This window comes from Pantoea sp. CTOTU50773, from assembly GCF_032082325.1.
In the GTDB taxonomy this organism is placed as follows: domain Bacteria; phylum Pseudomonadota; class Gammaproteobacteria; order Enterobacterales; family Enterobacteriaceae; genus Pantoea; species Pantoea communis.
The window spans coordinates 1-11,452 of the sequence record NZ_DAMDQC010000138.1 but is presented as its reverse complement, the minus strand read 5'-3'; the positions used below and the strand labels follow the sequence as shown (position 1 = coordinate 11,452).

The following is an 11,452-nucleotide window of genomic DNA, read 5'->3' as shown; positions in this document are numbered from 1 at the left end:
AAAAGACACGCTACCTCAGCAGCAATTACCTGTGCAGCCCATCACGTCCGAGGCCCTCGCCATGGCAGCCGACCACAGTGTGTCTCGACTGGGGCATTCATCGCTGCTGCTCAAATTAAAAGGTAAGTATTGGCTTACTGACCCGGTATTTAACCTGCGAGCGTCTCCTTTTCAGTGGCTCGGGCCAAAGCGTTTTCAGGCTGCACCCATCGAGCTGAGCGATTTACCGCCTATTGAGGGCATTATTTTATCCCATGACCATTATGATCATCTGGATTACCAGACGATCATGCAGTTGAAAGATCGTGTTCGCTATTTCCTCGCTCCGCTGGGCGTCGGCGATTTGCTGGCGAAGTGGGGAGTGGCTGAGGAGAAGATCACCCAACTGGATTGGTGGCAATCTACGGAGGTGGGCGAGGTGCATTTTGTCGCCACACCGTCGCAGCACTTTTCCGGACGTGGTTTGTTTGACGGCAATAAACGTTTGTGGTGTTCATGGAGCATCATCACCGATGAGTTTCGTTTATTTTTTGGCGGTGACTCCGGCTATTTCCCAGGCTTTAAAGAAATCGGCAATAAATACGGTCCATTTGATGTTGCCTGCCTGGAGAATGGGGCTTATGACAGCCGGTGGGCGGATATTCACATGATGCCAGGGGATACCATCCGGGCGTTTCAGGATTTAAAGGGAAAATGGTTAATGCCCATTCATAACGCGGCCTTCGATCTTGCTTTTCATCACTGGAATGACCCCCTGATACAAATAGCGGAGCTGGCGCGTGAGCAAAAAATTAAATTGTCTTTACCGGTCATCGGACAAGCCGTGAACATTGTGCAACCAAGGGAAGAAGCGGTCTGGTGGTAACTGGAAAGGTCGTTGTAGCTGTAACCCAACAACTCTGTTTTTTCAAACACCTCGCGCTGAGCGAGTGGCAGTTCCGCTAAGGCTTCCTCCAGTTCTTCCCATAGCAGTGCTTTGAGATACTCATCTTCCGGCGTTTCCGGCACGCCAAAGAGCGTTTCAGCCAGCTCATCTTCGGGAAAATCCGCCTCCTCATCGCCGTTCATCAGATCGGCTAGCGGCAGTTCACGCTTCTTTCGCGCCCGGTCGGTCATCTCATTGCGTGCGGCACGGAATAACCAGGCCGCGACATTTTCCACCGGTTGCTCAACCTGCATGAGCTTGTAGGTCACTTCCTGCAGGATATCGTCGGCATCTTCACGGATCGAGGTGCGGCCGCGAATAAATGCGCTCAATTTTGCCCGACAGGCGTTCAACGCGGACATCAGCAGAGAATCCTGCGCCATGGCGTTTACTCGGCGTCTGACGATTTAGCGGGAGTTTCGTCGGAGGGTGAGCGCGCATCATCGCGACGGACATGCCAGTCACAGCGATCGCGGCGTCCACGGTGCGAACGTTCACGGCGGTGTTGCATAAACTCTTCGCGCTGTTCTGGGGTCATCTGCATCCAGCGTTCGTGCATGCGACGACGTGCCATACCGAACATGCCGGGGCGGAAACCTAAGCCACCAAACAGTATGCGGCACAATACCAGTAGCCCGATCGCCTGCCAGAACCCAATCGCCTTCACGCCGATGATGGCTGGCAGCACGGCATTCCACAGCGACATCACCAGCAGCCCAAGTGCCGCGATGATCACCACGCCGAGCAACAAGGGTTTCATCATGCGATGACCACCAAAATGGTGGTCACGGCGGTGTTGTCTGCGCATATCGAAATCTCTCATTGTTGTTATTCCTCATTACAGTAGCCGATATTGGCTCGTACTGAGGTAGACGAATGAGCGATGTGAATATTGCCAAAGAAGTGAAAATATTTTCCGAGCTTATAAATTTAGCGGTGATTCGGTGTTGTTCTACCGATCCGATTCACCGCTGCTCCCGAAGCGAATTCTCCTGCGATGAACGGGATCCATCCAACGATGGCTGCTACCCATACTGTCAGGGTTAAACCATAAGCTGACGTATAAACGTTAAATCAGCTTGCTGCGCTAATTCCTTTAGGCGCTGATAAAGCGATTCTGCCTGGGGTAGCGCTGCACAACAATCTAAGAACTTTGCCTGCCGATCGTCGGTGCTGAAAGGTTCGTCTAACGCACCACGTGCCCGCAATCTGGCGTGGACAATTTCCTGACCATTCCTGAAACGCAAAGTGAGGATATGCGGCAAGTTTCTGTCTTCAGCCTCCTGTTCCGCTGTCCATGGCGCGAGGGTAATCATCGCCAACAGTTGTACATCTGCCTGTTGTTTTACGCTGGCGGCGGTAAAGTCCTGCACGCTCAACGTGCCGTTCCTGAGCATCATGGCAACGCAATATTGCATTGAGAAGCGCGCTTGCATTTCATCCTGCGGCTGGTGGTAGGCAAGATTGCGCCAGTTGGCGATCCCCACCTGGCAGTGCACGCTTTCAATGTCGTCAATCTTCAATGTTTGCTGTTGCTGGATATCGGCAATCGCATCGAGAATGCGGTGGGTAGACCCGCAGCACGGATATTTTTTCGGCATCACTCCGATTTGTTCAATGACATGCTGCTCAGCGCCGGGCAGCGACGGTTGGCTTAACAGACCGGCATAGAGTTCCGCAAAACCCTGTGCGCACTCAAGAATATCCAGACGACCTTGCATGCCGGTTTGCGCCAGCGTCGCGGCTTCAACGGCATTGCGCGCCGCCATTCCGGCATGAAACGGTTTCAGAGGCGTGCCAAACTGGCCTTTGACCCCACTGGCCAGACTTACCGCAATGCTCAACGTACGGGCAATCCCTGCTGCATCCTGGCCGAGCAGGGCAGCAACACCTGCCGCGCTGCCAATGCAACCCACGGTGGATGTACCATGCCAGCCAGCAGTGTAGTGCTGATAGCCGATGGCTTCGCCTATATAGGCTTGTGCCTGCAGACCAATTAAATAAGCGTGTATCAACGATGCGCCGTCGCTGTTTTCCGCCACGGCCAGCAGGGCAGGTACCAAAACGGCCGATGCGTGACTCATGCCCGGTGCAAAGTTGTCGTCAAAGTCGATAGCGTGAGCGGCCGTGGCGTTGAACAACGCATCGAGCGCCTGGCTACGGGGTATCTGAGGCCATGCCTGCTGCACCGCCTGAGTAGAAAAGTCGCTACGGCCAGCTACCATGCAGCCCAGGGTATCGATGATGGCGTCAATCGCCAGTTCACGAGCACGAAGAGTAAAGGGCGGTGGATTGGCACACCACTGTGCCAGAGATTCGATGAGCGTCATGATGATGTCTCCCTGTCCAATACGGTGAGTAGCCTGTGCAATAACGAGCCAATCTGGAAACGATTCACCTCTTGCCCCGGTGTGCGGGTGTCAACACGATGTACGATCACCCTATTCTGTTGCGGCATCACCAGGCAGAAGTGACCTCCTGCACCACGCGCTGAGTAACTGCCCGCTGGCAGGATCACCTCTGGCCAGGCCACGCCATCGCGCGTGATCCACCACATATAGCCGTAGCCCCCGCGATCGCCCGCATGCGAAACAGGCAAGGTGCTGGTGCGAACCCACTGTTGCGGGATGATTTGTCGATCGCCCCAGCGCCCCTGCTGCAGAAAGAGCTGGCCGAATCGCAGCAGGTCGCGACTTGAGAGCGTAAAGGGATAGGCAGGGTGATCAGAAAATTCTCCGGGTTCCAGCCAACTGTCCTGATCAACGCGATAATCCTGCATCCCCAGCGGGTCGGCAATGCGCTGCGCAAACGCCTGGTTGATCTCCTCTCCCGTGAGCTGACGGTAGGCACTGCCCAGCACATTAAAATCCCAGTTGCTATAGCACCAGTTCTCGCCTGGCGCATGCAGGTGGCGCGGGGGTTTAATACGCTGCATCCAGGCGGTTTCATAGTTCGCCGGATGATAAATGCCAGAACGGGCGGTCAACAGATCGTATAGCGTGGCCTGTTTCTCGCAGACGCTCAGTCCTTCACGGTCATCGATTCCCAGCGTCTGCAAGGTTAAGGAGAGATCAAAACGGCCTTCTGCCACTGCGCAGCCGATCAGCGCACTAAGAAAGCTTTTGCGCATCGAGTGGCAGGGGTAACGTTGGGCAGCATCGCCGTAACTGAACAGGATTTCATCACCCTGCGCCTCCAGCAGCACGGCAGTGGCCTGGCCTTCAAGTTGTTGCTGAAGTGATTCAAACATGGCAAAGCCTCATCGTTTTAGTGTGGATCAGAGGTTCACGCCTCACTCGCCGCCAGAAACTCGCGGGTATAGATTTCCCGTGCTCCGCCCTGACGCACGCTATCCGCACTGAGTTCTTCCAGCAATTTGCCGTGATGCATGATGCCGATGCGACGGCACAGGTGTGTCACGACCGCCAAATCATGCGTCACCATTAAATAAGTGAGGCTGCGCTGCCGTTGCATGCTGCTGAGTAAATTGAGGATTTCAGCCTGAACTGAGACGTCCAGCGCTGATGTCGGCTCATCCAGTAACAGCACGGAAGGTTCGAGAATGAGGGCCCGCGCGATGGCCACACGCTGACGTTGACCACCAGAAAGTTGATGGGGATACCGATAACGGTAGGCATCGGAAAGTCCGACCGCATGCAACACATCGCTGATGCGCGCTTCATGGTGGTCAATAGCATGCAGCTTCAGCGGTTCACGCAGACTGGCCCAAACCATTTTTCGTGGATGGAGCGAGGCGTAAGGGTCCTGAAACACCATCTGCACCTGGCGATAAAAGGCTTTATCTCGTTGCGGCTGCTGTTCACGATTATTGAACAGAATATGGCCCTGATAATCGTGATTCAGGCCAGCCAGCGCGCGCAAAATGGTGGATTTTCCACAACCCGATTCACCAATCATGCCGTAACACTCTCCTTGTGCCAGCGTCAGGCTAACGTTATCAACCACCTGTCGCCGATGTGCTCCCTGACCGAATGCAATGCTGACATCCACCATTTCAATACTGCGTTGTGCGGTTGGAATAGGTTTCATATTGCGACTCCATCACGAAAGCAGGGGCCATTGAGCCAACTGGCATCACGGGTCGGCACACGCAGCGTATCAAGGGGATGATGCAGACGTGGCTGACTGGCAAGTAATGCCTGCGTGTAAGGATGCTGCGCCTGTTCCAGACGTTCGGCACGAATCTCTTCGACAACACGCCCGGCATACATCACCAGCACGCGATCGCAGAAACGAGAGACCAGATTAAGGTCATGACTGATAAACAGCAGGCCGGTTTGACGCCGCGCCAGCTGTTCATTCAGGATGCTCAGCACCTGCTGGCGCACCGTCACGTCCAGTGCGGAGGTGGGTTCGTCGGCGATGATCAAATCCGGCTCGGGGATTAGCATCATCGCGATCATCACGCGCTGGCCCATACCGCCAGAAATCTCGTGGGGATAGAGGCGTGCCACTTTCGCCACGTCGCGAATATGCACCGATTCCAGCATCGTTAGCGCGCGATCTCTGGCTTCGCTTTTACTCACCCGGCGATGCAACCTGAAGGCTTCCGCCACCTGATCGCCAATGCGCATTAGCGGATTAAGCGAGAAGCGGGGATCCTGCAGGATCATTGAAATACGATTTCCGCGAATCTGGCGCATCTGTTTTTCACTGCTGTTGAGCAGATCTATATCACCGAACTGCATCTGATCGGCGGTAACGCGACCGATTTTGGGCGTCAGCTGCAGCAATGCACGGCAGGTCTGTGATTTTCCCGAACCGGATTTACCGACAATCGCCACTTTCTCACGTCCAACATGAAAAGAGACGTCACGTACCGCGCGGTGCTCCCCGTGCGCGCTGCGAAATACGATATTGAGGTTTTTCACCTGAAGCAGATTATTCATGGCGGATATCCATTACGTCGCGCAGGCCATCACCCAACAGGTTGAAGGCGAGACTGGTGAACAATATTGCTAATCCAGGGATGGCAGCGATCCAGCCATTGTTCAGCATGAATTCGCGGCCGGAAGCCAGCATAGCGCCCCATTCCGGACTAGGCGCTTGAGCGCCAAGCCCCAGGAAACCCAGTCCAGCGGCGGTAAGGATAATCGCCGCCATGTTAAGGGTGACGCGCACGATGACAGAAGGCAGGCACATGGGGATGATATGTCGCACGATGATGTGCCAGGCGGATGCCCCTTGTAAGCGTACCGCGGCGATGTAATCCATCTTACGGATGGCCAGAGTTTCGGCGCGCGCGAGGCGGGCAATCGGCGGCCAGGCGGAGAGAGAAATCGCGATGATTGCATTCTCGATACCAGGCCCCAATGCCGCAACAAACGCCAGTGCCAAAATCAAACTGGGGAAGGCAAGGAAGATATCCACCAGACGCATCAGCACCGTATCAACCCAACCGCCGAGATAACCTGCACTGGTGCCGACCAGTAAGCCAATGGGGGTGATGATCAGCGCGGTTAAGCCTGCGATATACAGTGTGATGCGCGCGCCATACAGTAGACGGCTGTAAATATCTCGTCCCAATTCGTCGGTCCCTAGCCAGTGTTCAGCAGAAAACGGTTGCAGGCGGAAAGCGAGGTTTTGGGCATAGATATCGTGTGTGGCTAACCAGGGCGCAAACACCGCCGCGCCAGCAATGATCAACAGCACCAGCAAACCAAAGAGCGCGGAGTGATTAGCGCAGAAGCGTCGCCACTGAATCCATAGCAGTTGCATGTGCGCCTGAAAAGGTGACTGCGGCGAAGGATCGCGCAGCCAGGCGCGTAAGCTACGCGAAGGGTTAACGCGCATCGATTTATTGACGGAATCGGTCATGCTTCCTCCTGACGCGTACGCGGATCGAACAGACGATAAAGCAGGTCGCACAGCAGATTGATGCCGACAAAAATCGCGCCAATTAGCAATGTGCAGCCGACGACCGCATTCATATCGCCCGCCAGTAAGGCATTGGTCAGATAGCGACCAAAGCCGGGCCAGGCAAACACGGTTTCGGTGAGAACTGCGCCTTCCAGCAGCCAGGCCCAGGAAAGGGCCACCACTGTCAGTGTGGGCACGGCGATATTGCGCAGAGCATGCACCCAAACACATCGCGCCCACGACAAACCTTTCACGCGAGCGGTAATGATGTATTCCTGCGACAGTTGTTCCAGCATGAAGCTACGCGTCATACGGCTGATGTAAGCCAGCGCGCTCAAGCCAAGAATCGACGCGGGCAAAATGATGTGACCAAACACGTTGCGGAACATATCCCAGTTTCCGCTCAGCGCGCTGTCGATCAGCCAGAATCCCGTCACCGGATGTAAATCGAACTCGTAGATAAAATCGATGCGTCCTGGTCCGCCAATCCAGCCGAGCGTGGCGTAAAACAGCAGCAATCCCATCAGACCCAGCCAGAAGTGCGGGGTGGAATAGCTGAGTAGCCCCACGAAGCGGATCAGATGATCGAACCACGTGTTGCGGTACATTGCCGCCAGCACGCCCGCCGGAATACCGAAACCGACGCCGATAATGGCCGCCACTGTGGCCAGTTCCAGCGTAGCGGGGAAGACGCGCGCGATATCCTGCGCCACCGGATGACTGGTGGTCAGAGCGATACCAAAATCGAGGTGCAGCAGTTGCCAGACGTAGTCGGCAAATTGGTGCCACAACGGTTGATCCAGCCCCAACTGATGAAACATCTTGTCGTAGGCTTCCTGACTGGCGTTATCGCCGATGATCGCGACCACCGGGTCGATAGGCAGTAAGCGACCAATAAAGAAGGTCAGGGCAGCTAACCCCAGTAGCGTGCAAACAATCGATACAAGCCCACGAGCAAGGCGTCTTATCAGACGCCAGCCAGCGGAAGGGGGGTTGTGTGCAACGGGTATCATGACCTGTGACATCTGCCACCTCCGTTATTTACTTGCGGCACCATACCAAACGCGAAAACCGTTCCAGGTCCAGTTTTTCACCGTGGGGCTAATTCCCGCGGTGTTGTACATCTGGAACATGATCGCCATAGGTCCTTTTTGCATCTGCTCATTCTGCAGATCGCCATAGAGTGCAGCGCGTTTGGTGTCATCCGGTTCTAACAGTGCGGTTTCCACTTTCTGATTCATCTGCGGATCGTAATAAGCGGCACGCCAGCTTGGATATTGCGTGGCACGCGCTTCTTTACGATTGTCAGGGTTATAAACCAGACGTGAGGCATTGCCGTAGGCATCGGGCACCGAGGTTTGCCACGCCATCATTGCGCTCTGGAATTCCCGGCCACGTACCCGGCTGAACAACTGCGCGTTAGCCATGCGTTCCAGATTGAGTTTCACGCCGATTTTGGCGGCATTCTGCTGTACGCTTTGCGCGATTGGCGCCGAATGCGGCAGGGTGCCAAACAACACCGCCGTACTGAAACCATTGGGATAACCGGCTTCCGTCAGCAACTGTTTGGCTTTATCCAGATCGAGATGGAAAGGCTGACCTTGTTTGGCATCCAGCGCACCAAACGCCCCTTGTTGAACAAAACTGGCGCGCGGCACGCCGAGATAAGGCATGACGCTCTTCGCTAACCCGTCGTAATCGATCAGATAGCGCATGGCGAGACGGACTTTCTCGTTTTTGAAAATGGGGTCTTCATTATTGAAGGTCCAGAAAAACAGCTGTGGCTGCAACACTTTTTCCACTTTCACTTTGCCGCCCTGATCCAGCGTTTTCAGATCGTCAGCTGAGAGATCGCGGGCGATATCCACATCGCCCTGCGTCACCAGCAGACGCTGAGTGCCGGTTTCAGCCACATGACGAATCAGAATGCGCTTCAGTACCGGCGCTTTTCCCCAGTAGTTCGGGGTGGCCTGGAGCACCACACCTTCACCGGCATTCCAGCGCACCAGTTGATAAGGCCCAACACAGGCGGTATGAGTGGAAAGGTATTTGTGTCCCAGATCGCCATCCACTGCCTGTTTTTCGACTTCTTTGCGGTTAAGCAGGGAAGAGACGTTATTGGCGGCAATCGCCTGGAGCACCAGATTAGTGGGGTAAGCTTTATCGAAACTCATCACCAGCGTTTTGTCATCGGGCGCGCTAATGCGTGAGTCGACGTTATCTTTATCAAAGCCATACTCCTTGATAGCGGCTGCATTGCCGTAGCCCAGTTTCACTACGCGCTGCATCGACCACGCCAGGTCGCTGGCGGTTGCGGCTGAGCCATCGGCAAATTTCAGGTTGTCCTGTAAATGAAAGGTGATGGTCTTGCGATCGGCAGAGACATCCCAACTTTTGGCCAATGCAGGATCGAGTTGCGTTTCATCACTGACGCGAAAATCAACCAGTGTGTCACAGGTGTTTGAATAGATTTCACTGGTGACCACTTCACCAATCTGCGCCGGATCCCAGGTACTGATGGCATCAATGTTCCACGCCATCACTAAAGAATCGGCGGGCGTTGCGGCCTGTGCCGAAGCGCAGCAGGTCGCTGCCAGCGTCAATGCGGCAGTTAACATCTTTTTTTTCATCTATCTCTCCTGAGGCGTTACAGAGTATCCGGGCGCGGTTGAATGGGTGGTTTTACCTCAGCTGGAATAGGGCAGTGATAGGGTTTTTCACTGACCTGCTCGAAATGGGCTTTCTTCATCTGGACCATCAGTATTTTGTCGGTCAGCACGTCCACCGCCGTCGCGGCCATGAGTTTCGCGACATGGCCCAGCGCTTTGTGTGCGGCCGGCATTTTGCCTTGCGCGGTCAGTTGCCATGAGTGACCAGGGGTTCCAATAGCCATGGTGGGTACGTGCGCCTGCACGGTCGGGATCACCCAACTGACATCACCGACATCGGTCGAGCCAATCATGACCTCTCCGTGGGTATCGAGCGGAATGATGTAATCGCTGAGGGGTTTAGGATCGGCGGGTTTCACACCGGTTTTGCGGTAGCAGTTATCAATCTCTTCCGCTGTTAGCGTGGCCTGAATTTCAGCTGCAAAGGCGAGGTCAGCCTGGTCAAATGGCACCGGACCAAGCGCTTCCAGATTCCGCTGCATCGCTTCTTCTAACGGACGATTGCCAAGCAGGTTGGATACCGCGCTCATGATGCTGATATCCACTTCGGTATCGGTCATGATGGCGGCACCCTGAGCCACGCGCTTGACCCGCTCATTCAGTTCAAACATCGCGTGGACATCGCGCGAGCGAATGGCATAACGCACGGTAGATTTTGCCTGTACCACATTGGGAGCCACACCACCGGCATCGAGGAAGGCGTAATGTATGCGGGAATCTTGCGGCACGTGTTCGCGCAGGAACTGTACGCCAACGTTCATCAATTCGGCGGCATCCAGCGCACTGCGCCCAAGATGTGGAGAAGCCGCAGCGTGGGATGAGCGGCCACGGAAAGCGAAATCCATGCGGGTGTTAGCGAGAGAAAGCGGTTTTGCCACTTCATGATGCGCGCTTGGATGCCATGTGATGGCCACATCGACGCCATCGAATGCGCCAGCACGCGCCATAAATGATTTGGCCGCACCGCCTTCTTCTGCCGGACAGCCATAATAGCGAACGCGGCCCGGTGTGCCGCTCTCTTCAAGCCATGACTTCAACGCAGTAGCCGCCAGCATGGCAGCCGATCCCAGCAAGTTATGCCCGCAGCCATGACCATGGCCGTTGCCCGGCAGTGGAGAATAACGCGCTACGCCTGCTTCCTGACTCAACCCTGGCAAGGCATCATATTCTCCGAGGAAAGCGATGATGGGACCGCCTTCACCGGCTTCACCCATCACCGCCGTGGGGATGTCGGACACGTTTTCTGTGACGCGGAATCCTTGCTGATTTAGCATCGCGGTGTGTTCAGCCACCGAACGATACTCGGTATAGCAAATTTCCGGCATGCCCCAGACGCGATCGCTCAGTTCACAAAATACCCCTTGATATTCTTCTACCCACTTCCAGACTAACGCTTTGTTTTCCATGATAGTCCCCAGCTTGGTTGGTCAGGTTTTCGTCTCTCTGAGGCCCCAGCATGGAGTAAATCATCAGCGTAAGGCCAATGAGCAATTCACACTCCCCATTCCAAAACGGCATAGTTTTATGTCAGGCCGCATTAGCCGTCTCGCTGGCACATGCTCGCAGCCACAGTTGTTCAGCCTGAGAATTTTGCAGAATCGGTTGACGATAGAGCCGAATCGCCAGCGACATATCCCAGCTGCTGTCATCGGCGCGCACTATACTGCCGCTGGCCAGTTCTTCATGCACCAGACTCAGAGGCAACCACGCCACGCCGCCACCGGCCAGGACCATGGCTTTGAGATTCACCGACATACCATTTTCATATACCGCTTCAAGAGGAAGCGGGCGTTTGCTGAGCATTTGCGCCAGCGCATGAGCAAAGAAGGTATGTTGTCCATAGCTCAACCACGGAATCGGACCGCCATCCGCGCGCACCGGATAGAGTGGCTTGCCACTGCTATCCGGGCGACACACGGCAATGGCACGCTCACGGCACAGTTGCACCCTGGGATACGCCGCCAGCTGATGTATTAGC

At 55.2% G+C, this 11,452-nt stretch carries 11 protein-coding genes and 1 pseudogene; 1 reads left to right on the top strand and 11 read right to left on the bottom strand.

Features of this window, described 5'->3' with window-relative positions; all coding sequences use genetic code 11:
* Positions 1 to 61: 61 nt before the first annotated feature.
* Positions 62 to 652: pseudogene (locus RT340_RS18085) on the top strand (MBL fold metallo-hydrolase); the annotation flags it as partial.
* A gap of 86 nt (positions 653 to 738) precedes the next feature.
* Here RT340_RS18085 and RT340_RS18080 read toward each other — a convergent pair.
* The 11 genes from RT340_RS18080 to RT340_RS18030 form a co-directional block, all read right to left on the bottom strand.
* Positions 739 to 1,308 carry a sigma-70 family RNA polymerase sigma factor gene (locus RT340_RS18080; RefSeq protein WP_313377424.1) on the bottom strand — a complete coding sequence of 190 codons (570 nt, stop codon included), beginning with the start codon at positions 1,306 to 1,308 and terminating at the stop codon, positions 739 to 741.
* Between the two features lie 5 nt (positions 1,309 to 1,313).
* Complete coding sequence (locus RT340_RS18075; protein ID WP_097119171.1) at positions 1,314 to 1,748, bottom strand: hypothetical protein; 435 nt, start codon at positions 1,746 to 1,748, stop codon at positions 1,314 to 1,316.
* A gap of 220 nt (positions 1,749 to 1,968) precedes the next feature.
* Positions 1,969 to 3,255, bottom strand: coding sequence for an MmgE/PrpD family protein (locus RT340_RS18070; protein WP_313377423.1), 1,287 nt, complete (start codon positions 3,253 to 3,255; stop codon positions 1,969 to 1,971).
* Positions 3,252 to 4,175 (bottom strand): serine hydrolase, encoded by a 924-nt coding sequence (locus RT340_RS18065; protein WP_313377422.1) that lies wholly within the window; start codon positions 4,173 to 4,175, stop codon positions 3,252 to 3,254. The genes RT340_RS18070 and RT340_RS18065 overlap by 4 nt, the downstream gene beginning before the upstream one ends.
* A gap of 35 nt (positions 4,176 to 4,210) precedes the next feature.
* Positions 4,211 to 4,975 carry an ABC transporter ATP-binding protein gene (locus tag RT340_RS18060; RefSeq protein WP_313377421.1) on the bottom strand — a complete coding sequence of 255 codons (765 nt, stop codon included), beginning with the start codon at positions 4,973 to 4,975 and terminating at the stop codon, positions 4,211 to 4,213.
* Positions 4,972 to 5,835 (bottom strand): ABC transporter ATP-binding protein, encoded by an 864-nt coding sequence (locus RT340_RS18055; RefSeq protein ID WP_313377420.1) that lies wholly within the window; start codon positions 5,833 to 5,835, stop codon positions 4,972 to 4,974. The genes RT340_RS18060 and RT340_RS18055 overlap by 4 nt, the downstream gene beginning before the upstream one ends.
* Complete coding sequence (locus RT340_RS18050; protein ID WP_283215748.1) at positions 5,828 to 6,763, bottom strand: ABC transporter permease; 936 nt, start codon at positions 6,761 to 6,763, stop codon at positions 5,828 to 5,830. The genes RT340_RS18055 and RT340_RS18050 overlap by 8 nt, the downstream gene beginning before the upstream one ends.
* Positions 6,760 to 7,830 (bottom strand): ABC transporter permease, encoded by a 1,071-nt coding sequence (locus tag RT340_RS18045; RefSeq protein WP_097119177.1) that lies wholly within the window; start codon positions 7,828 to 7,830, stop codon positions 6,760 to 6,762. The genes RT340_RS18050 and RT340_RS18045 overlap by 4 nt, the downstream gene beginning before the upstream one ends.
* 12 nt (positions 7,831 to 7,842) lie before the next feature.
* Positions 7,843 to 9,435, bottom strand: a complete 1,593-nt coding sequence (locus RT340_RS18040; RefSeq protein ID WP_313377419.1) for an ABC transporter substrate-binding protein — start codon at positions 9,433 to 9,435, stop codon at positions 7,843 to 7,845.
* 17 nt (positions 9,436 to 9,452) lie between these two features.
* On the bottom strand, positions 9,453 to 10,880 hold the full coding sequence (locus tag RT340_RS18035) for a M20 family metallopeptidase (protein WP_313377418.1): 1,428 nt from the start codon (positions 10,878 to 10,880) through the stop codon (positions 9,453 to 9,455).
* Between the two features lie 121 nt (positions 10,881 to 11,001).
* Positions 11,002 to 11,452: substrate-binding domain-containing protein (locus RT340_RS18030; RefSeq protein WP_313377417.1), on the bottom strand; the 451-nt coding region annotated here is incomplete at its 5' end.

Excerpts from the sequence above, each read along its gene's own strand:
- RT340_RS18065 (WP_313377422.1), bottom strand. The coding sequence starts at position 4,175 with ATGTTTGAATCACTTCAGCAACAACTTGAAGGCCAGGCCACTGCCGTG.
- RT340_RS18040 (WP_313377419.1), bottom strand. The coding sequence starts at position 9,435 with ATGAAAAAAAAGATGTTAACTGCCGCATTGACGCTGGCAGCGACCTGC.
- RT340_RS18075 (WP_097119171.1), bottom strand. The coding sequence starts at position 1,748 with ATGAGAGATTTCGATATGCGCAGACAACACCGCCGTGACCACCATTTT.
- RT340_RS18035 (WP_313377418.1), bottom strand. The coding sequence starts at position 10,880 with ATGGAAAACAAAGCGTTAGTCTGGAAGTGGGTAGAAGAATATCAAGGG.
- RT340_RS18060 (WP_313377421.1), bottom strand. The coding sequence starts at position 4,975 with ATGAAACCTATTCCAACCGCACAACGCAGTATTGAAATGGTGGATGTC.
- RT340_RS18050 (WP_283215748.1), bottom strand. The coding sequence starts at position 6,763 with ATGACCGATTCCGTCAATAAATCGATGCGCGTTAACCCTTCGCGTAGC.
- RT340_RS18080 (WP_313377424.1), bottom strand. The coding sequence starts at position 1,308 with ATGGCGCAGGATTCTCTGCTGATGTCCGCGTTGAACGCCTGTCGGGCA.
- RT340_RS18045 (WP_097119177.1), bottom strand. The coding sequence starts at position 7,830 with ATGTCACAGGTCATGATACCCGTTGCACACAACCCCCCTTCCGCTGGC.
- RT340_RS18055 (WP_313377420.1), bottom strand. The coding sequence starts at position 5,835 with ATGAATAATCTGCTTCAGGTGAAAAACCTCAATATCGTATTTCGCAGC.
- RT340_RS18070 (WP_313377423.1), bottom strand. The coding sequence starts at position 3,255 with ATGACGCTCATCGAATCTCTGGCACAGTGGTGTGCCAATCCACCGCCC.